Raw genomic sequence first — 20440 nt, 5'->3', positions numbered from 1 at the left:
CTCTACAACGCTTCTTCTATCACCCAAACACTCACACTGCCGCCGTTACAGGCAAACGTTGCGCTGCCGTTTTCATCGGTAGTGACAGTTTCTTCGCGGTTGCCTAAATAATCCCGCCAGTTTTTTCCGCCGTAGTTATCACCAAGAGTGATGACTTTTTCGCCATCGTCGCCATTCGATAACACCACCACGCAACCCGGATACTCTTCCGTGCCGCTGCGGCTGAATGCGATACAATTAGGGTGATCAAAATAGAGCGTTTGCACGCCGTGAGCGAAGCGTTCACGGGCATGAATCAGGTCGTCGAGTTGTTCGATAACTGGCATGTCGATGTGATACGTTTCGCCATCGCCACCTTCATCGTCGTAACTGGCGCCAAATAAATCCGGGTAAAACACGCTGGGCACACCGTTTTCACGCAATAAAATCAGTGCATAAGCCAGCGGTTTGAACCATGGTTCGACCGGGGCTTCGAGGGATTGCAACGGTTGCGTATCGTGGTTGGCGACCAGTGTCACTGCATGGAACGGGTCGGCTTCGACCAGTGTGCCGGTGAATATTTGGCTCATGTCGTATTCACGGCCTTGTTTAGACGCCTGGTGGAATTTCATTTGCAGCGGGGCGTCAAACAGCATCGTTTTGCCCTCGACCTGAGCGATGTACTCCTGAAGTTTATCCACTTCGTGGGACCAGTATTCAGCCACGATAAACAGTGGCTGTTCAGCCACTTCCTGAACATGCTCGATCCACTCTTTGTAGAACCAGGCCGGAATGTGTTTGACCGCATCCAGGCGGAAACCATTGCAGCCGGTTTGTTCCATCACCCAGCGCGCCCAGTATTTTAGCTCTTCCGTCACGGCGTGGTTGCGGAAGTCGATATTCTCGCCCATCAAATAGTCGAAATTCCCCAGTTCGTCATCCACCTGGTCATTCCAGCCGTCGCCGGTGTAGTCATTAATGATTTTGAAAATGCCGTCTTCGTGAGGGTTTTCGATATGGTCAACGCCGCTAAAGCATTTGTAATCCCAGATAAATTGCGAATATTTCCCGGCGCGAACGGGGAAGGTGTAGCGCGTCCAGGCTTCGCATTCGATAACCTCGGCGTCGATTTCATTACGGTTTTCTTCATTGACGCGGTTAACGCGAACCTGCTCTTTTTCGTCGGCCCCCATTTTGTGGTTGAGCACCACATCAAGTACCACGGCGATATCATTTTCTTTTAAGGCTTTTATTGCGGCCTGCAATTGCGCTTTGTCGCCGTACTTGGTGGCAACCGATCCTTTTTGGTCAAACTCGCCCAGGTCAAATAAATCGTAAACATCGTAGCCGACCGAGTAGCCGCCAGAGCTACCTTTATAGGCGGGTGGGAGCCAGACCATATTGACGCCGATGTCGTTGAGCGTTGCTGCACGTTCGGCAACTTCCGCCCACAGCTTGCCGCCACCGGGGTAATACCAATGGAAAAATTGCAAAAGGGTTGGGTTTTTCATCGAGTCCACGCTCCAGGAGTCATTTAGCTGACTTCTGGAGTATGGAAGATTTTAAGCGGGACGCGGAATTACTTACTGAAGGCTTTGCGGTATGAAGCAAAATTATTGTGGTGCATCCGGCACCAGCAACTGGCCAGATAAATGTCCGTAAGTGTGATTCAGCGTTTGCTGGCGCGATGACTGGCCGATAAGCGAACTCAGTTCGTCCAGACGCTGCTGTAAAAGGCTTTTTAGCGCCTGCTCATTTGCCAGAATTTGCTCGAGGTTCTGCTGCAACATATCCTGCACGCTTTTCGCCGTCCCCGGAGGGATAGGATTTGCATTCAGTATTTCGATGCCTTGCAGATAGGCGACTTCTTGCTCCAGCAATAAATCCCACTCGCCGCGCTCAGCCAACTCCAGCAACGACTGACTAAGCAGAACCACGTTCTGCCAGCGACTGATCAGTTCTACATACGGAGACATTAGGCAGGCTCCCGCGCAGCATTCAGAGGTGAAATCTGTTTCCAGGCATCTGCAATGTTGGTTAATAGCCCTTCGACTTCCTCTATTAATTCAACATCATTACGTAGGTTAGCCAGCATCAGACGGCGAATCATATAGTCATACAGAGACGATAAATTCTCTGCGATTTCGCCACCTTGTTCGTTATCCAGACCCGCTTTCAGGCCGTTATCGATAATGTTGATAGCCTTGCTCAGTGCTTCCCCTTTCGCGGCCAGCTCTCCTTGCTGCATAAACAAGCGAGCTCTGACCAGGGCGCTTAATGCTCCATCAAAAAGCAAAACAATCAGTTGATGAGGACTCGCGCTCATGACGGCGCTTTCCACACCAATCTGAGCATATGCTTGTGTACCCCGCGCGCTGTACATAATTACCCCTTGTTATCAGGAACTGCTGGATGAGAATTGTTGCGTCAGATAATTGCTGGTGTTGTTCAGCTTGCTCATTAAGGTATCAAGTTGGGTAAACTGAGCTTTATAACGGGCGATGGTGTCATCAATACTGGAGCTGACTGCCAGATATTGTTTGGTCAGGCTTTTCAGCGTGCTGTTAATGCTGGTGGTGGCACTGTTAATCATGCCGCCATCGGCAAGATAGCCTTTCACTAACGTCGCGGTGGTGGTGGTGATGCCTGTGGTTTTCCCATCGCCGACCAACAACTGTTGAGTTGCCACAGAATTGCTGGTTAACGCTTTGCCCAACTTGTCGTTATCAATGGTTAACTTGCCCGTTTTAGAGTCCTGGGTGATGCCAATTTGCGATAATGTGCTGAAAGTCGAACCAGTAGAAGTGGTGGAGAACTGTGAACGAATACCTGCCTGAATAGTACGAATATTACTGTCACCCAGCAGTACGCCGTTACCGGAACTTTGGTCGGCACCTGCGTCAACAGCAGTGTACTTAGTCAGCGTGTCGAAGGTATCCAGCATTGAGTTATAAGCATCGACCCATGATTTTATTGCCGAGGTCGCTTTGTCGTTACTTTTCGTGACGGTCACAGTCGCATTAGTGACTTCTTTACTCAAGGATAAAGTCACCCCCTCAGGGGTATCTTTAACGGTATTACTGGCACTTTCTACTTCGATATTATTGATAGTCAGCAGGGCATTTTTGGCCGGGATCGTCTCTTTCAGTCCCCCTGTAGCTGTTGCAGAATCATAACTAATCAAATCGTTAAGTTGGGTATCGCCCGTGACGCTGATGCTCAGCGCATTATCAACACCGGTTTCTGCAGATGAAATAACCAACTGGTATTCGCCTGCTTTATTTTTAATGACGCTTGCAGACACGCCACTGTCGGCGGTGTTGATAGCATCGCGAATTCCATTAAGTGAGGTTTGATCGTCGCTGAGTTTGATTTCCAGCGGCTTTTCACGACCTGGTTGGTTGATGACCAGCGTGCGGTCTGTGGCAGACACCGTGCTTTGTTTGTCTGTGGCGCTGGTCGAGCCTGCTGTTGCTAATGACTGGGCCTGAGCGAGCTGTGTCACGCTAATCGTGTATTTCCCTGCTGCGGCGCCCGCAGCGGTGGAAACGGCTAAATCTGGCGTACTGCTGGTGGCGTTACTGCTTTTAAACAGTTTTGCGTCATTGAGTGCGGTATTCGCCGTCTGGAATTTTTCAATCGCGCTCTTGAGCGTGCCGTAAGCAGTCAGTTTTGCGCTATAGCTAGATTGCTGCGCACTAATTGGAGTTAATCGTCCTTTTTCTGCCGTAGTTAAATTAGTTAACAATGTATCCAGTGGCAGGTTAGAGCCAATCCCTAATGAAGAAACGCTAGCCATTATTATTCCCTTTTCGTTACTAACAATTATTCACGTTGGTATCGGCACTTTAGCGGCAAAGTTTAATGATATTTGTATGAACTTAATGGCGGGAATAATGAAGGCGTTGCGGGTTATTTCGGCGGCTAGAGAAAAAGTGAAATTATTCTAAAGTTCGAAATTAGTGTGCCGATACATGGGTAGACGGTGAGAAACCGTGGGCAACAGCCCAACCACAAAATGTGAATTGATAAGGATAAAAAATCATGGCACAAGTTATCAACACTAACAGCCTGTCGCTGTTGACCCAAAACAATCTGAACAAATCTCAGTCTTCTCTGGGCACTGCTATTGAGCGTCTGTCTTCTGGTCTGCGTATCAACAGCGCAAAAGATGATGCAGCAGGTCAGGCAATTGCTAACCGCTTCACTTCTAACATCAAAGGTCTGACTCAGGCTTCTCGTAACGCCAACGACGGTATTTCTGTTGCGCAAACAACTGAAGGCTCACTGAGCGAAATCAACAACAACTTACAACGTATTCGTGAGCTATCTGTTCAGGCTTCTAACGGTTCTAACTCCGGTACTGACCTGAGCTCCATCCAGGACGAAATCACTTCCCGTCTGGCTGAAATCGACCGTGTATCTGGTCAGACTCAGTTCAACGGCGTGAAAGTACTGGCTAACGACACCTCCATGAAGATTCAGGTTGGCGCTAACGATGGCGAAACCATCCAAATCGACCTGCAGAAAATCGACTCTTCTACACTGGGTCTGAACGGTTTCTCTGTTTCTGGCAACGCACTGAAAACCAGCGCACCGATCACTCAGGTTGGTTCTGCCGGTAACCTGAAAGATGTTGATCTGAGCGCTGTTGCTACCAAACTGAATGTTGATGCAAGCACACTGCAACTGAAAAACGTTCAAGACAAGAACGGTGCAGGCACTGGCACTTACGTTGTAACTTCTGGCAGCGACAACTATGCAGTTTCTGTTGACGATGCAACAGGTAAAGTTGCACTGAACACCTCTGATGTATCTTATTCAGATACCAAAAATGGTGTAACTGCCGGTTCAATGGCGTCACAACTGGTCAAAGTAGGTACTGACACCTCTGGTAATGCTGTTGGTTTTGTTACTGTTCAGGGTAAAAACTACACATCCAGCACAGGCGCAATCAGCAACGGCGGGAGCACAGCAACAACTTCTTCAGCGAGTGCTGTTGGTGATATTGCTAGCGCAACAAATGCAAAAGCCTTCGCAGGTGCGGCTTCTGTTGACCCATTAGCCACTATCGACGCCGCAATCGCGAAAGTTGATAAATTCCGTAGCTCGCTGGGTGCGGTGCAGAACCGTCTGGACTCTGCTATCACCAACCTGAGCAACACCAGCGGTAACCTGTCTTCTGCACAGTCGCGTATTCAGGATGCTGACTACGCGACCGAAGTTTCTAACATGTCACGTGCACAGATTCTGCAACAAGCAGGTACTTCTGTTCTGGCACAGGCAAACCAGGTTCCACAGAACGTTCTGTCTCTGCTGCGTTAATCTATTTTCGATATGCAAAGCCAATCCTTCGGGGTTGGCTTTTTTTTTGACTGATAAAAGTTCGGGGATAGCTTGAATAACCCCCTTGCACTGGCTGTTTTCTGCGAATTGTCTGAAAGAAATATTGTTAACGTAAGGCTGATTTGCCGTTTCTCTCAACAGGATATTCCCGTGGCTCATATCGCTGATACCGAAGCTGTCGCTCTGTCGACAACGACCCAACATGGTTCACCTCAACTTGATAACTATGCCGCACCTCAGCATCTTCGCGCCGTTGCCCACTTATACGGCATTAGGGCCCCCGATCTGAAAAATGCCCGGGTTCTGGTGCTAGGTTGCGAAAGCGGAATGAATTTAATTCCCTTTGCGAGTGCCTGGCAGGGTGCTTCGGTTATCGGTATTGATATAGATGCTGATGCTATCAGCCGCGGACAGCATTGTATTTCTTCGGCGGGAATCGGCAACCTGGAATTATATTGCCTGCAACTCAATGAACTCTTAGCCAGTTCACCTGGCGAGCAGGATTACATTATTTTGCAGGGTATTTTTACTCTGCTGGACAACCCAACACGTGAAACACTGCTGGCATATTGCCGCCAGCATTTGAGCCATGACGGTATTATCGCGATTAAATGGCCAACCTATCCGGGAGCTAAAACCAGCGAAACTCTCCGCGATGCGATGTTATTGCACAGCAGCCTTGCAACAACTCAGCAAGAAATAACCGCCAGTGCACGCGCAGTGGCAACCTGGCTTGAGCTGGGAATGAGCAAACAAAACCCGCAGCGTCTAAGCCTCGCTCCCTTGATTGATGAAGTTAATCAAAATAGCGACAGTGAACTGGCACTTAAGTATCTCTCTGGCCTGAATGAAGCAAACTATCTGGTGGACTTTAACGCCATGGTTGAGCGAAACGGTTTGGCCTATGTGGGCGATGCGCATCCGTGGACAGAAATAGCGGATTTTTACGGCTCCGATGTGGCGCAGTTGCATACAACAATTTGCCCTGTTGCCAACAAAGTAGTGCAACAACAGTACCTGGACTTTGCGACCAACCGTTGTGAGCGCTTTAGTTTGCTGACGGATGCCAGTCGGCAAGGAGAAATTCTTGCAGCACCTGAAAAACAAAAACTTAAAGAAATGAATTGGGCGGGGAATTTTCAACGTCTGTTCAGTGAAATTAACGGTGTTGAAAAGGCTCATTTTACACCGCAGGGTGATTTGCTGCGCACCCAGGACGAGCTGACTCTTCAAGTGCTCGATCTACTCGGAGATGCCTGGCCGCTAAGTTTGAGTTTTGAACAACTGGTGTTTCATACCACTAAGCCAGAAAGTACCGATGCCAGTCATTCCGACCGAGTTTTGAACGTTCTTTATTCTTTGTTACGCAAGGGGGCCGATAGCCTGTTTTATTGCTACGGTCCTTGCCCGTACAGCTTGAGCAAAAATAACGTCTTAAGGCCGCTGCCGGGTCTGTCAGGTTTAAATCACACGGATGAGAATTACCCCATTAGCTTTAATTTCTGGTATCAAAATATTCCACTGGAAAATCATGAATATCAACTACTGAACTGTGGAACGCTGGAAATTGATGCTGAAACATTGCCTATATTGGATGCATTGCGGCGCAAAGGGTTATTGACTGGTTCACCCTATGCCTGGCAGAAATATATGCAGACGGTCATTGGGTTACAGGATGCAAATAATATCCTTGCCTATGTGAACAGCCTGATGCTGTATACCCACTATGGTGTGGAAACTCGTTTTCAGATAACCAGTATGACATTGCTTAACAGCTCGACTCGTCAGAAACATCCGAGCTATTCAGCTTTTCCAGCGCTTGATAACCGCTCTGAAAAACGTGTGGCTCAGTTTTTACATCAAGGGCAATTCAACGAGGCCTGTGAATATCTTGTTAGCCTTTCGCAGGAGCAAACTGGGAATCCCCATTTATGGCATCGCCTGGGGCAGACCTACTTCAAACTTGCACTATTTGACGACGCTTTACGTGCATTTGCTATATCGCTGTCGCTTGAATCAAATACCTGGGCTATTTATTACGACTACACCTTGTTGCTTGGCAAGATGAAGTATCACTGGTATGCGGAAAAGCTGAGTCGTTATTGTTTGAGATTCAATCACAGACAACCTTTGATTTGGATACAACTTTGCGATTTATTCCTGGAAAATAAAAATCCAGAAATGGCAGAGTCGTGTGTTCGTAAAGCGTTAGCAATCGAACCTTCGAACAGTAATGCGCTTTCTACCCTTGCCACTTTGCTCAGTACGCAATCGAAAGTGGTTGAAGCTGTGACATGGATGCGTAAAGCGTGCGAAAGCGCTCCGCAGGATTTTACCTATTTCACCAACTACCTGTTTGGCCTTTCTCATTGCCCGGACGTGACCCCTGAGAATCTCTTTAACGAACATAAAAAATATGGTCGTCTGGCCAGTCGCTGGGCGAAACAGCAGAACGTGACTTTTTCTCATCACAATGAAAAAGACCCAGCCCGTAAATTACGTGTCGGGTTTGTTTCTGGTGACTTCGGTAATCATCCAGTGACCAACTTTATTCGCCCAATGTGGGATGCACTAGATCAGGATAAATTTGCGCTTTATGCCTGGCAGACGTCTCCGCTGAATGATGTGATAACCCTACAACTCAAACGCACCGCTACCGCATGGTCCGATGCCAAAAGCATCAGCAATATCGAACTGGCAAAAGAAATCCATGCGGCTGAAATTGATATTCTGATCGATCTTTCTGGGCACACCGACCATAACCGTTTGCCTGCCTTTGCCCTGAAACCAGCACCTGTTTCTATGTCGTTTATCGGCTACCCAGGTACCACGGGGCTTAGCGAGATGGATTATGTCATTGTCCATAACAAATTCGCACAGCCGGGGCTGTTGGAGAAACAGTTCACCGAAGAACTGATCTACATGCCGTTTAGTAAGCAGTTTGAGCCAGTGGATAACGCACCTGACATCAAACCACTGCCGGCGCTCAGCAACGGTTATTTCACCTATGCGAGCTTTAACCGCCCGAGCAAATTAAACGATCGTGTGCTTGAGACCTGGTCAAAAATTCTTATTGCACAGCCGACAGCAAAATTGCTGATTGGTTTTATGCTTGGATCTAACTTAATTGATGAAATTAGTCAGAAGATGGTGGGTTGGGGAGTTAAGCACGAGCAGCTAATATTCCGTGAAAGAACCTCGATGACAGCCTATCTGGAAATGCATAACGAGGTAGATTTACTACTCGATTGTTTCCCTTATACCGGAGGCACAACAACCAACCACGCATTGTGGATGGGGGTGCCTACATTAAGCTTTGCTGGGGAAACCATGGCGTCACGACAGGGCGTAGTTAATATGTGCCAATATGGTTTGAATGAGTTTGTAGCAGAGTCTATTGAGGAGTACATAGATAAAGCTTTGGCATTTAGTACTGACAATCATGCACTTAATGAATTACGTATGAATCTACGATCCAAAATACGATTACAGGAAAACTCCACGACTTCCCCTGCCTGGTATTTAGAACTGATGCTGCGAAAAGCTTGGGCGGTATATTGTGAAACCGGTAGGGCCGAAGGTTTTGTTGTCCAGGAAAATTGATGTCGCTCTAATTAGCGCAACCCGTACCGTAGATGGTTACGCTAATTAGCGTAGAAAAATGGCTGTGTTTAGCTCATTAGCCAATGCTAAACCAATTATTATTGGCACACTGATGTAGTCAGATGGAAACCTTCAAGGGGATTAGCGTGAAAGACAATATTTATGTAACCAGCCCATTACTACCTCCTCTTGAAGAGTTTATTCCTTATCTGGAACAGATTTGGCAGAACAAACAACTCACGAACGCAGGCCCTTTTCACCAGCAACTGGAACTAGCATTAGCGGAATATCTCGGTGTTGATCACTTATGTTTGTTTGCCAACGGCACGCTGGCGTTGCTAACTGCATTTCAGGCGCTACGCATTACTGGTGAGGTTATCACTACTCCTTACTCATTTGTGGCAACATCCCATAGCTTGTTATGGAATGGTCTGACCCCAGTATTTGCCGATATTGATCCGCTTACATGCAATATCGACCCCGGCAAAATAGAGCAGTTGATTACTCCTGCGACCTCTGCAATTCTGGTCGTTCACTGTTATGGTATTCCTTGTGACGTGGACGCTATTCAAAATATCGCCGATAAATGGGGTTTGAAAGTCATTTACGATGCTGCACATGCGTTCGGTGTAAAGAAACAAAATCACAGTATTTTGAAATGTGGTGATCTATCCGTATTAAGTTTTCATGCTACTAAAGTCTTTAATACCATTGAGGGTGGGGCGATCATCTGTTCAGATGCCAAAATGAAACAGCGCGTCGATTATTTGAAGAATTTCGGTTTTGCCGGTGAAACTACGGTCGTCGCGCCGGGAATTAATGGCAAAATGAATGAAGTGCAGGCGGCATTTGGCTTGGTTCAGTTACAGCACATCGATACGGCATTGGCAGCTCGAGCCAGGATATATCAACACTATTGTGAGCAGTTAAACGATATTATTGGCATCAGTTATTTTCATGCACCAGATAATGTGGAGTGGAACCATGCCTACTTCCCTATACTGGTAAATGAGGCTTATCCACTTAGCCGTGACCAACTTTATGAAGTTCTTAAACAACAGAATATTTATACACGTCGCTACTTCTATCCACTGATTAGCTCGTTCTCAATGTATCGCCATTTGCCATCGGCCGATCCCAAAAATCTGCCTGTGGCAGAAAAAATTGCACAGCAAATTCTTTGTCTACCTATTTTTCCAGATCTCAGTATGACGGATCTGGAGCGCGTTGTGGCAATTGTTCGTCAATACAGTGTTCAACCAGCAAATTACATAATATTGAGTGATGTGACTGGGGAGGTCGCATGAAGCACGTGATTTATGGAGTTGTAGGTGCCGGTGGGTATGGCAGAGAGGTGATTCCCATTGTTCGTGAAATGATTGAAACTCTGCAAGCACAGCAAGAGTATAAAATTGTTTTTGTAGTAGAAAATGTTCTGGAAAGAAATATTGATGGACATGATGTGATGTCTGTTGAGGATTTTGCTAATTCTGAATATGACTGCAAATACTTCAATGTTGCCATTGGTGATAGCAATGTGCGTGAAAGGTTAGCAGAATTATTAATTGAGCGTGGAGCCATACCTTTTACGATAAAGCATCCCAATAGTGTAGTTTATGAAAGTAGCGATATAAATTTGGGGTCAATATTTAGCCCTTTTACTTGTGTAACTGCTGACGCTAAAATCGGGAGGTTTTTTCATGCGAATCTTTATTCCTATGTGGCACATGATTGCGTAATCGGTAATTATGTTACGTTTGCACCAGGAGTAAAGTGTAATGGAAATGTTGTAATAGAGGATCATGTTTATGTGGGGACGGGAGCAATAATTAAGCAAGGGACACCAAAAAGGCCAATGGTCATTGGGAAAGGTGCGGTTATAGGAATGGGGGCAGTTGTAACTCGGAGCGTCACTCCAGGTGTTACAGTTTTTGGTAATCCCGCAAAGCCATTAACGAAAAGTGGTATGAAATCTTAGAATGAGAAATTTAGACAGTATTCCCTTATGCGAAATAGAAGTAGGCATGAGTGCAAGTTACTCGCAAACTATAACTGATGCTGACATCATGTTGTATGCTGGAATATCTGGTGATCACAACCCTATTCATTTAAACGATGCATTTGCTGAGAAATCAAGATTCGGTAAAAGAATAGCGCATGGAATGATCTCCTCTAGTTTCTTTTCTGCACTATTTGGTACCAGAATTCCAGGGCATGGGTGTGTTTATGCATCACAAACTTTGCAGTTTAAGTATCCTGTTTATATTGGAGATACAGTAACAGCAACTGTAACCGTTAAGCATATTGACACAGAGAAGAGAAAGCTTTTATTTGACACAGTCTGTACTGTTGGACGAAAAAAAGTGATAACAGGTGAAGCTGAAATCTATATCCCGATAAATAATGAGACGTAGCTGAATCCTTTATTGTTTTTATGGGTTCATAATACAGTTACACCACATTGAAACTAGTCATTACCGCAAGACGTTGACCTAGTTGTTGGTATCTATAAGACAATAAATTTTTGTGCGTAAACCTGTTTGAAAGTACCTGCATGAATTAACCAGCACCGCGTCCCTGCGGCTTATAATTAGGAATCTCGGCATATTCTGACCCATAACCCCTAAATAACCCCTTATTTCACCCACTATTCTTGCGATTAAAAACCCTCCAGAAACGGATAATCATGCCGATAACTCAACTAACGCAGGGCTGTTTATCGTGAATTCACTGTATACCGCTGAAGGTGTGATGGATAAACACTCGCTGTGGCAGCGTTATGTACCATTGGTGCGTCACGAAGCATTGCGCCTGCAGGTACGCCTGCCCGCGAGTGTGGAGCTTGACGACCTGCTACAGGCGGGCGGCATCGGGTTGTTAAACGCAGTGGACCGTTATGATGCCCTGCAAGGAACGGCATTTACTACCTACGCGGTGCAGCGCATCCGTGGGGCGATGCTTGATGAGTTGCGCAGCCGTGACTGGGTGCCACGCAGCGTCAGGCGTAACGCTCGCGGCGTTGCGCAGGCAATTGGTCAACTGGAGCAAGAGCTGGGCCGTAATGCGACGGAAACAGAAGTGGCAGAACGGTTGGATATCCCGCTCAACGAGTACCGTCAGATGTTGCTCGACACCAACAACAGCCAACTCTTCTCTTATGACGAGTGGCGTGAAGAGCATGGCGATAGTATCGAACTGATTACTGAAGAGCATCAGCAGGTGAACCCGCTGCAACAATTGTTGGAGGGGAATTTACGCCAACGCGTGATGGACGCCATTGAGGCGCTGCCCGATCGTGAAAAAATGGTGCTGACCCTTTACTACCAGGAAGAGCTGAATCTCAAAGAGATCGGCGCGGTGCTGGAAGTGGGGGAGTCGCGCGTCAGTCAGTTGCACAGCCAGGCGATTAAACGCTTACGCACTAAGCTCGGAAAGCTGTAGGGAGTGCCGCATATTATAAGACGACCGGGATCACATCATGACGGTGCAGCAATTAAAAAAACGGCCATTAAGCCGCTTCTTAAAAGACTTTAAACACACGCAAACACATTGTGCGCAGTGCGCAAAATTGCTCGACCGAATTACGCTGACTCACCGTGGTGAAATTGTCAGCAAAACGGCAATCGCACAATTGGATACCTTAATTGATGAAAATGGCTGGCAGGTTGAGCGTCAGTCATGGGCGGCGTTGTGCCGTTTTTGTGGTGATTTGTACTGCAAAGAGCAGCAGCACTATTTCGATATCATCGGCTTTAAAGAGTATCTTTTTGACCAGACTGAGATGAGCCACGGCACTATCCGCGAATATGTGGTGCGCCTGCGCCGTCTCGGAAACCATCTGGACTCGCAGAATATTCCCGCTCCTTCCTCCGCAAAAGGTTATTTCGACGACTCGCTTGAACCGTGGTTGCCGACAACCAGCACCAATAACTACCGCATTGCGCTGCGCAAATACGGGCAGTTTCAAACCCTGAACCAAAATACCACTGCCCAATACCAGGAAAATAAATCAACTTCTGATATATATTAAAATGGCATAAGTTGTAGCGTAGTGTTTTTGATTGATTATATTAAGTCGCTACAATACAACCAAATTATCAATCTTCGGGGTGACTATGAAATTTGCAATGGTAGGGCGTCAGGCGCTGATGGGCGTACTGGCAGTGGCAATGGTCGCGGGTGCGAGCGTAAAAACTTTTGCGGCAGAAAATTTACTTAATAAAGTGAAAGAGCGCGGCACGCTGTTGGTTGGGCTGGAAGGAACTTATCCTCCGTTTAGCTTCCAGGGTGACGATGGCAAGCTGACCGGCTTTGAAGTGGAGTTTGCCGAGCAACTGGCACAACACCTGGGCGTGAAAGCCGCGCTCAAACCGACCAAATGGGACGGTATGCTGGCGTCGCTGGACTCCAAACGCATCGACGTGGTGATTAACCAGGTCACCATTTCTGACGAACGTAAGAAAAAATATGATTTCTCCACGCCGTACACCGTTTCCGGTATTCAGGCGCTGGTGAAAAAGGGCAATGAAGGCAGCATTACCGGGCCGGATTCGCTGAAAGGCAAAAAAGTCGGCGTGGGCCTTGGGACTAACTACGAAGAGTGGTTGCGTGCCAATGTGCAGGGCGTTGATATCCGCACATATGATGATGACCCGACTAAATATCAGGATCTGCGCGTAGGTCGTATTGATGCCATTCTGGTTGACCGCCTGGCAGCGCTGGATCTGGTGAAGAAAACCAAAGACACCCTGGCAGTAGCGGGTGATGCGTTCTCGCGTCAGGAAGCGGGTGTCGCCGTGCGTAAAGGCAACGAAGACCTGGTTGAAGCGATCAATAAAGGTATTGCCGAGATGCAGAAAGATGGCTCCCTGGCAAAACTGTCCGAAAAATGGTTTGGCGCTGACGTGACTAAATAATTTCTCAAAACCTGAAAAAAGGTGCTGATTTCAGCACCTTTTTTATTTGTATTTGCGGGCATTCGGCGAGGCTCGTGCATAATGAAGAGATGTGAAATTTTTTATAAGTGTAATGGAGTTGCTCATGTCACTGCACAATCTGACGCGCTTTCCGCGTCTGGAATTTATCGGCGCACCGACGCCTCTCGAATATCTGCCGCGTTTTTCCGATTACCTCGGGCGAGAAATCTATATTAAACGTGACGACACCACGCCAATGGCGATGGGCGGTAATAAGCTGCGTAAGCTTGAGTTCCTGGCGGCAGACGCGCTGCGTGAAGGTGCAGACACCCTGGTAACCGCTGGAGCTATTCAGTCGAACCACGTTCGCCAGACTGCGGCCGTTGCCGCAAAACTCGGCTTGAAATGTGTCGCCCTGCTGGAAAACCCGATTGGCACTAAGGCTGAAAACTACCTCACCAATGGCAACCGTTTGATGCTTGATTTGTTTGATGCAGAAATCGAAATGTGTGATGCACTGCATTCACCGGATAGCCAACTGGAAGAGATCGCCGTGCGCCTTGAAGCGCAGGGTTTTCGCCCGTATGTGATTCCGGTAGGCGGTTCAAACGCGCTGGGTGCTTTGGGTTATGTCGAAAGCGCGCTGGAAATTGCTCAGCAGTGTGAAGGTGCGGTGAATGTGTCGTCTGTTGTGGTCGCATCAGGTAGCGCGGGTACGCATGCCGGGTTGGCTGTAGGGCTTGAGCAAGTGATGCCTGACGTTGATTTAATCGGCGTTACCGTTTCACGCTCTATCGCCCAACAGTTGCCGAAAGTGGAAGCGTTACAGCATGCCGTTGCGCAGTCTCTGAGTGTCAGCGCAAATAACCCGATCGTGCTTTGGGATGATTATTTCGCGCCGGGCTACGGCATCCCTAACGAAGAAGGACTTGAGGCCATCAAATTATTGGCTCGTCTGGAAGGGATTTTGCTTGACCCGGTCTATACCGGCAAAGCCATGGCGGGTTTGATTGATGGTGTGGCGCGAGAGCGTTTTAAAAACGACGGTCCAATCATCTTTATTCATACCGGTGGGGCGCCCGCGTTGTTCGCGTACCACCCGCATGTCTAAGTCATAAGAAAACAGGGTATCTATGCAAGAAAGTATTCAACTGGTGCTGGACTCAGCGCCATTCCTGCTCAAAGGCGCGGTATTTACGCTACAACTGAGCATCGGCGGTATGTTCTTTGGGCTGATTCTCGGCTTTTTACTGGCGCTAATGCGTCTGTCGCCATTCTGGCCGTTTTCGTGGTTATCGCGTTTTTACGTGTCGATTTTCCGCGGTACGCCATTAATCGCCCAGCTGTTTATGATTTATTACGGCTTGCCGCAGTTTGGTATCGAACTGGATCCCATCCCGGCGGCCATGATTGGTTTGTCTCTGAATACGGCGGCTTATGCTTCTGAAACCTTGCGTGCGGCGATTTCGTCAATCGAAAAAGGGCAGTGGGAAGCGGCGGCGAGTATCGGTATGACGCCCTGGCAAACGCTGCGCCGGGCCATTTTACCGCAGGCGGCGCGGGTGGCATTGCCTCCGCTGAGCAATAGCTTTATTAGCCTGGTGAAAGATACTTCGCTGGCAGCGACTATTCAGGTTCCTGAACTGTTCCGCCAGGCGCAGCTGATCACTTCGCGTACGCTTGAGGTATTTACCATGTATCTCGCGGCTTCATTGATTTACTGGGTGATGGCAACGGTGCTTTCCACGTTGCAAAACTACTTTGAAAATCAACTTAATCGCCAGGACAGGGATCCAAAATGAGCGCCATCGACGTAAAACAACTGGTCAAAAAATTCCATGGGCAGACGGTGCTGCACGGTATCGATCTGGAAGTAAAAGCCGGGGAAGTGGTGGCAATTATCGGGCCGAGCGGTTCGGGTAAAACCACACTGCTGCGCTGTATTAATTTGCTGGAACAGCCGGAGTCCGGAACCATTAAAGTCGGCGAGATTACGATTGATGCCGCACAATCGCTTAGTAAACAGAAAAATCGCGTGCGCGAATTACGCCAGCATGTCGGTTTTGTGTTCCAGAGTTTTAATCTTTTCCCTCATCGGACGGTGATTGAAAATATTATTGAAGGGCCAGTGATTGTAAAAGGTGAGCCGAAAGAAGAGGCGATTGCGCGAGCGCGTGAATTGTTGGCAAAAGTCGGGTTGAGCGGTAAAGAAACTAGCTACCCGCGCCGCTTGTCTGGCGGTCAACAGCAGCGAGTGGCGATAGCTCGTGCGCTGGCGATGCGTCCGGAAGTGATTCTGTTTGATGAACCGACTTCAGCGCTTGATCCTGAGCTGGTGGGCGAAGTGTTAAGTACCATTCGCCAGTTGGCCGAAGAAAAACGCACGATGGTGATTGTGACCCACGAAATGAGCTTTGCGCGTGATGTGGCAGACCGCGCAATTTTTATGGATCAAGGGCGCATTGTCGAGCAGGGGCCAGCCCGCGAACTGTTTGCTAATCCTAAGCAGCCGCGCACTCAGCAATTTCTCGAAAAATTCCTTACGCAGTAAGTATGTTGGCTCTGTTCGGGGCCAACATGAAAATACATTAATAATTTTGATAAATGTGATAGCGTTAAACATAACTTTCGAGAATGATTTAAGTGTCAGGAGAAACGCCAGACATAATGGATGATCACAACTTTTTTCGCTGGCGACAGGATGTACTTAATATCTTCCAGTCGGTTACCGAGGCGGATGAAATAACAAAAATTCTTCGTCAGCAAACAGAATTGATGGAATTTGATTATTTCTCTCTGTGTATTCGCCACCCGGTACCTTTTACCCGCCCTAAAACGTCGCTCAGGTCGTCGTATCCACAAAGCTGGCTTGATCACTATCATGCTGCTAATTATTTCGCGATTGACCCGGTGTTGCGCCCTGAAAATTTCATGCGCGGTAATCTGCCCTGGGACGATGCGCTTTTTGGCGATACGCAGGAATTCTGGGATGCGGCGAGGGATCATGGTCTGCGGCGCGGCATCAGTCAGTGCGTGATGTCGCCGAATCGTGCGTTGGGATTTTTGTCTGTTTCACGCACCGCTAATAAAGGCAAAATATTAGCCGATGATCTCCTGCAAATGCGTCTGCAATATTTGGGTGAATTAAGCCTGATGACATTAACGCGTCTTAATGATTCAACAATGGACGCCGTAACATTGAAACTCAGTAAGCGTGAGCGGGAAATATTGCAGTGGACGGGCGAAGGGAAAACATCTGCTGAGATCGCGATTATTTTGTCGATATCAGAAAATACCGTGAATTTTCACCAGAAAAATATGCAGAAGAAGTTTAATGCGCCTAATAAAACGCAAATTGCCTGTTACGCCGCAGCGATTGGGATAATTTGAAGTAAAGGAATTGAGAGGGTAGTGCTAACAAAACGGCTGGAGAATAAGAACTCATCCAGCCGTTTTGCAGAGATTACTGACGGTAAGCCTGTTTAATTTGCTTAACAGTGTTACCAAACACCTCTGCATGGGACGAGTCTTCCATTTGAGCAATTTGCTTTTCCATTTTGATGATAACCTTGCCTGCATCGGCTTGGCCCATGGCTTTAAGCATCTGAGTCAGCATGGCTTTCAGGCAGGTGACTTCAATAGCCAGTTCACTACTGTTATCTGCAGTGGAAAAATCAGGAGTGCTCATTTGTGTTCCTCGGTCTCGGTTGGTACACCGTCATTTAGTGTAACGGCTTCGTAAGGCGGCGGAGTATAGCACACTCGTAAACCATTTTATTAGTGCTTAAGCGTATAGCGTAGATTGCTATCTGTACGATGCAGTTGAATTGTTTTAAAGATGTTTATTAATAGTTAAAAAGCAGTGCATTTATCAACATTAAAAATACTTTAAATTATTATGGGTCATCGTTTTTTTTAATGTGAAAAGCATTTTTATTTTTGGCTGCATGAATTAAACAGCAGGAGTGTACAGTTTCCACTGTACAATTAAATTTCCAAAAGCAGTTTGAATTCTTAAAATCTGCTTTTAGATTTTAAAGTTGCCGAAAAACCCGTTAATATGTCCCGGTAATTTTAGCAGCGTAATCCCTTTTCTGGAGAGTTCCCCTTTGATCAACGTACTTCTTGTTGATGACCACGAACTGGTGCGCGCAGGGATACGACGCATTCTTGAAGATATCAAAGGGATCAAGATATCAGGTGAAGCAAATTGCGGTGAGGATGCCGTTAAGTGGTGCCGTAGTCATCCGGTTGATGTTGTCCTGATGGACATGAATATGCCGGGAATGGGTGGTCTTGAAGCAACACGTAAAATCGCGCGATATTCAAATGATATCAAAGTAATTATGTTGACGATTCACACCGAAAACCCGCTGCCAGCAAAAGTCATGCAAGCAGGTGCCTCCGGTTATTTAAGTAAAGGTGCCGCGCCGCAGGATGTTGTGAACGCGATTCGTTCGGTTAACGCCGGTCAGCGTTACATCGCATCCGACATTGCTCAGCAGATGGCATTAAGCCAGATTGAACCGGAAAAAACGGATACCCCGTTTGCCAGTTTGTCTGAGCGCGAATTACAGATTATGCTGATGATTACCAAAGGCCAGAAGGTCAATGAAATCTCAGAGCAGCTTAATCTCAGCCCGAAAACGGTCAACAGTTACCGTTACCGCATGTTTAGTAAACTGAATATCAGTGGCGATGTTGAGCTGACACACCTTGCAATTCGTCATGGTTTATTTAGTGCGGAGACGTTAATCAGTAGTGAGTGAAATTTTTGACCCACGCGCTTTTCTCAAAACTGTCACCAGCCAACCTGGCGTCTATCGCATGTATGACGCCAGCGAAACGGTCATTTATGTTGGTAAAGCCAAAGATCTAAAAAAGCGCCTGTCGAGCTATTTCAGGAGCAACCTTGCCAGCCGTAAAACCGAAGCTCTGGTGGCATTAATCCAGCATATTGATGTGACGGTGACTCATACCGAAACAGAAGCGCTGCTGCTGGAACACAACTACATCAAGCTTTATCAGCCACGTTATAACGTGCTGCTGCGTGATGACAAATCCTATCCTTTTATTTTCCTCAGCGGTGATACACATCCGCGGCTTGCTATGCACCGTGGAGCGAAACACGCGAAAGGCGAATATTTCGGGCCTTTCCCGAATGGCTATGCCGTGCGTGAAACGCTGGCGTTGCTACAAAAAATCTTCCCCATTCGCCAGTGCGAGAACAACGTCTATCGCAACCGCTCGCGTCCTTGCCTGCAATACCAGATTGGGCGTTGCCTGGGCCCGTGTGTGGCAGGTTTGGTCAGCGAAGAGGATTACGCTCAACAAGTTGAATATGTGCGTTTATTCCTTTCCGGAAAGGACGACCAGGTTCTGAATCAACTGATTGAGCGAATGGAGCAGGCGAGCAAAAATCTTGAGTTTGAAGAAGCCGCGAGAATTCGTGACCAGATTCAGGCTGTACGTCGCGTCACGGAAAAACAGTTTGTTTCAAATACCGGCGACGACCTGGATGTGATTGGCGTCTCCTTCGATGCGGGCATGGCGTGCGTACATGTTCTCTTTATCCGTCAGGGGAAAGTGTTGGGTAGCCGCAGTTACTTCCCAAAGGTGCCAAATGGCACGGAGCTTGCGGAAGTCGTTGAAACGTTTGTGGGGCAGTTCTATTTGCAAGGCAGCGCGATGCGCACATTGCCTTCTGAAATTCTGCTCGATTTCAACTTGCCGGATAAAACATTGCTTTCTGACTCCCTGACTGAGTTAGCCGGGCGGCGAATTAACGTGCAAACCAAGCCTCGGGGCGATCGTGCACGTTACCTGAAACTCGCCCGTACCAACGCCGCAACGGCTTTGGTGACCCGACTGGCGCAGCAGTCTACGATACATCAACGTCTGGCGGCCTTAGCCAGCGTGCTGGAATTACCGGCCATTAAAAGAATGGAGTGTTTTGATATCAGCCACACGATGGGTGAGCAGACCATCGCTTCCTGCGTGGTTTTTGATGCCAATGGTCCATTACGGGCTGAATATCGTCGCTACAACATTGAAGGGATCACGCCTGGCGATGATTACGCCGCGATGAATCAAGTTCTGCGCCGCCGTTATGGTAAGGCCATTGACGAAAGCAAAGTGCCAGACGTCATTCTTATTGATGGCGGTAAAGGGCAATTAGGGCAGGCGAAAAAGGTATTCGCGGAGCTGGATGTGCCGTGGGATAAAAATCATCCTCTGCTGCTGGGCGTGGCGAAGGGCGTTGACCGTAAAGCTGGCCTTGAGACATTGTTCTTTGAACCGGAAGGCGAGGGCTTCTCGCTGCCGCCAGATTCCCCGGCGCTTCATGTCATCCAGCATATCCGTGATGAATCCCATGACCACGCGATTTCTGGGCATCGTAAAAAACGCGCGAAAGTAAAAAATACCAGTGCTCTGGAGACTATCGAAGGCGTTGGTCCGAAACGTCGCCAGATGTTGTTGAAATATATGGGGGGATTGCAACCATTAAAGAATGCATCCGTAGAAGAAATTGCAAAAGTGCCAGGTATCTCGCAAGCGTTAGCAGAAAAGATCTTCTACTCGTTGAAACATTAAGG

The 20440-nt window shown here is 47.6% G+C and carries 19 protein-coding genes; 14 read left to right on the top strand and 5 right to left on the bottom strand.

Annotation, left to right across the window (positions count from 1 at the left end):
- Positions 1–2 precede the first annotated feature (2 nt).
- The 4 genes from amyA to fliD all read right to left on the bottom strand — a co-directional run bounded on the left by amyA (position 3) and on the right by fliD (position 3778).
- Positions 3–1490: an alpha-amylase gene (gene amyA, locus AC0IWZ_RS12495; protein WP_471677174.1), complete on the bottom strand. Its 1488-nt coding sequence runs from the start codon at positions 1488–1490 to the stop codon at positions 3–5.
- A 102-nt stretch (positions 1491–1592) separates the two neighbouring features.
- A complete protein-coding gene (gene fliT, locus AC0IWZ_RS12490) occupies positions 1593–1955 on the bottom strand; it encodes a flagella biosynthesis regulatory protein FliT (protein WP_034496224.1) in 363 nt (120 codons plus the stop codon).
- Positions 1955–2362, bottom strand: a complete 408-nt coding sequence (gene fliS, locus AC0IWZ_RS12485; RefSeq protein WP_034496222.1) for a flagellar export chaperone FliS — start codon at positions 2360–2362, stop codon at positions 1955–1957. The genes fliT and fliS overlap by 1 nt, the downstream gene beginning before the upstream one ends.
- Before the next feature lie 15 nt (positions 2363–2377).
- On the bottom strand, positions 2378–3778 hold the full coding sequence (gene fliD / locus AC0IWZ_RS12480) for a flagellar filament capping protein FliD (protein ID WP_410373083.1): 1401 nt from the start codon (positions 3776–3778) through the stop codon (positions 2378–2380).
- A 245-nt stretch (positions 3779–4023) separates the two neighbouring features.
- Between fliD and AC0IWZ_RS12475 the strand changes: the two genes are divergently transcribed.
- The 12 genes from AC0IWZ_RS12475 (at position 4024) to sdiA (ending at position 17234) form a co-directional block, all read left to right on the top strand.
- Positions 4024–5304, top strand: coding sequence for a FliC/FljB family flagellin (locus AC0IWZ_RS12475; RefSeq protein ID WP_471677175.1), 1281 nt, complete (start codon positions 4024–4026; stop codon positions 5302–5304).
- Between the two features lie 171 nt (positions 5305–5475).
- Positions 5476–8928 carry an O-linked N-acetylglucosamine transferase family protein gene (locus AC0IWZ_RS12470; protein ID WP_471679493.1) on the top strand — a complete coding sequence of 1151 codons (3453 nt, stop codon included), beginning with the start codon at positions 5476–5478 and terminating at the stop codon, positions 8926–8928.
- Positions 8929–9074: 146 nt separating this feature from the next.
- Positions 9075–10235 (top strand): DegT/DnrJ/EryC1/StrS family aminotransferase, encoded by a 1161-nt coding sequence (locus AC0IWZ_RS12465; RefSeq protein WP_410373080.1) that lies wholly within the window; start codon positions 9075–9077, stop codon positions 10233–10235.
- On the top strand, positions 10232–10906 hold the full coding sequence (locus AC0IWZ_RS12460; RefSeq protein ID WP_410373079.1) for a NeuD/PglB/VioB family sugar acetyltransferase: 675 nt from the start codon (positions 10232–10234) through the stop codon (positions 10904–10906). The genes AC0IWZ_RS12465 and AC0IWZ_RS12460 overlap by 4 nt, the downstream gene beginning before the upstream one ends.
- 1 nt (position 10907) lies before the next feature.
- Positions 10908–11342, top strand: a complete 435-nt coding sequence (locus tag AC0IWZ_RS12455) for a MaoC family dehydratase (RefSeq protein WP_471677178.1) — start codon at positions 10908–10910, stop codon at positions 11340–11342.
- Positions 11343–11649: 307 nt separating this feature from the next.
- Entirely contained in the window at positions 11650–12369 is a 720-nt protein-coding gene (locus AC0IWZ_RS12450; RefSeq protein ID WP_471677179.1) for an RNA polymerase sigma factor FliA, read from the top strand.
- Positions 12370–12406: 37 nt separating this feature from the next.
- Positions 12407–12958 (top strand): flagella biosynthesis regulatory protein FliZ, encoded by a 552-nt coding sequence (gene fliZ, locus AC0IWZ_RS12445; RefSeq protein WP_471677180.1) that lies wholly within the window; start codon positions 12407–12409, stop codon positions 12956–12958.
- 85 nt (positions 12959–13043) lie between these two features.
- Positions 13044–13844, top strand: a complete 801-nt coding sequence (tcyJ, locus tag AC0IWZ_RS12440; RefSeq protein WP_410373076.1) for a cystine ABC transporter substrate-binding protein — start codon at positions 13044–13046, stop codon at positions 13842–13844.
- 124 nt (positions 13845–13968) lie between these two features.
- On the top strand, positions 13969–14955 hold the full coding sequence (gene dcyD / locus AC0IWZ_RS12435) for a D-cysteine desulfhydrase (protein ID WP_471677181.1): 987 nt from the start codon (positions 13969–13971) through the stop codon (positions 14953–14955).
- Between the two features lie 22 nt (positions 14956–14977).
- Positions 14978–15646, top strand: a complete 669-nt coding sequence (gene tcyL / locus AC0IWZ_RS12430) for a cystine ABC transporter permease (protein ID WP_034496204.1) — start codon at positions 14978–14980, stop codon at positions 15644–15646.
- Positions 15643–16395 (top strand): L-cystine ABC transporter ATP-binding protein TcyN, encoded by a 753-nt coding sequence (gene tcyN / locus AC0IWZ_RS12425; protein WP_034496202.1) that lies wholly within the window; start codon positions 15643–15645, stop codon positions 16393–16395. The genes tcyL and tcyN overlap by 4 nt, the downstream gene beginning before the upstream one ends.
- Before the next feature lie 116 nt (positions 16396–16511).
- Complete coding sequence (gene sdiA, locus AC0IWZ_RS12420; protein ID WP_034496200.1) at positions 16512–17234, top strand: transcriptional regulator SdiA; 723 nt, start codon at positions 16512–16514, stop codon at positions 17232–17234.
- A 73-nt stretch (positions 17235–17307) separates the two neighbouring features.
- Here sdiA and AC0IWZ_RS12415 read toward each other — a convergent pair whose 3' ends face one another.
- Positions 17308–17532: a DUF2594 family protein gene (locus tag AC0IWZ_RS12415; protein ID WP_034496197.1), complete on the bottom strand. Its 225-nt coding sequence runs from the start codon at positions 17530–17532 to the stop codon at positions 17308–17310.
- A gap of 421 nt (positions 17533–17953) precedes the next feature.
- Here AC0IWZ_RS12415 and uvrY point away from each other — a divergent pair, with 421 nt between their 5' ends.
- Together uvrY and uvrC are read left to right on the top strand one after the other, a co-directional pair.
- The gene (gene uvrY / locus AC0IWZ_RS12410) at positions 17954–18613 is read left to right on the top strand and encodes a UvrY/SirA/GacA family response regulator transcription factor (protein ID WP_034496195.1); all 660 of its coding nucleotides are present in this window, start codon (positions 17954–17956) and stop codon (positions 18611–18613) included.
- The gene (uvrC, locus tag AC0IWZ_RS12405) at positions 18606–20438 is read left to right on the top strand and encodes an excinuclease ABC subunit UvrC (protein WP_034496192.1); all 1833 of its coding nucleotides are present in this window, start codon (positions 18606–18608) and stop codon (positions 20436–20438) included. The genes uvrY and uvrC overlap by 8 nt, the downstream gene beginning before the upstream one ends.
- The last annotated feature ends 2 nt before the right edge of the window (positions 20439–20440 follow it).

Source organism: Buttiauxella sp. AC142, from assembly GCF_979253435.1.
Note: the sequence above shows the minus strand (reverse complement) of the source record. Positions and strands in the feature narration are given on the sequence as shown.

What these genes read in the sequence shown, in the direction of transcription:
- amyA (WP_471677174.1), bottom strand. Translation starts at nt 1,490, where the DNA reads ATGAAAAACCCAACCCTTTTGCAATTTTTCCATTGGTATTACCCCGGT.
- fliT (WP_034496224.1), bottom strand. Translation starts at nt 1,955, where the DNA reads ATGTCTCCGTATGTAGAACTGATCAGTCGCTGGCAGAACGTGGTTCTG.
- fliS (WP_034496222.1), bottom strand. Translation starts at nt 2,362, where the DNA reads ATGTACAGCGCGCGGGGTACACAAGCATATGCTCAGATTGGTGTGGAA.
- fliD (WP_410373083.1), bottom strand. Translation starts at nt 3,778, where the DNA reads ATGGCTAGCGTTTCTTCATTAGGGATTGGCTCTAACCTGCCACTGGAT.
- AC0IWZ_RS12475 (WP_471677175.1), top strand. Translation starts at nt 4,024, where the DNA reads ATGGCACAAGTTATCAACACTAACAGCCTGTCGCTGTTGACCCAAAAC.
- AC0IWZ_RS12460 (WP_410373079.1), top strand. Translation starts at nt 10,232, where the DNA reads ATGAAGCACGTGATTTATGGAGTTGTAGGTGCCGGTGGGTATGGCAGA.
- AC0IWZ_RS12455 (WP_471677178.1), top strand. Translation starts at nt 10,908, where the DNA reads ATGAGAAATTTAGACAGTATTCCCTTATGCGAAATAGAAGTAGGCATG.
- fliZ (WP_471677180.1), top strand. Translation starts at nt 12,407, where the DNA reads ATGACGGTGCAGCAATTAAAAAAACGGCCATTAAGCCGCTTCTTAAAA.
- tcyJ (WP_410373076.1), top strand. Translation starts at nt 13,044, where the DNA reads ATGAAATTTGCAATGGTAGGGCGTCAGGCGCTGATGGGCGTACTGGCA.
- dcyD (WP_471677181.1), top strand. Translation starts at nt 13,969, where the DNA reads ATGTCACTGCACAATCTGACGCGCTTTCCGCGTCTGGAATTTATCGGC.
- tcyL (WP_034496204.1), top strand. Translation starts at nt 14,978, where the DNA reads ATGCAAGAAAGTATTCAACTGGTGCTGGACTCAGCGCCATTCCTGCTC.
- tcyN (WP_034496202.1), top strand. Translation starts at nt 15,643, where the DNA reads ATGAGCGCCATCGACGTAAAACAACTGGTCAAAAAATTCCATGGGCAG.
- sdiA (WP_034496200.1), top strand. Translation starts at nt 16,512, where the DNA reads ATGGATGATCACAACTTTTTTCGCTGGCGACAGGATGTACTTAATATC.
- AC0IWZ_RS12415 (WP_034496197.1), bottom strand. Translation starts at nt 17,532, where the DNA reads ATGAGCACTCCTGATTTTTCCACTGCAGATAACAGTAGTGAACTGGCT.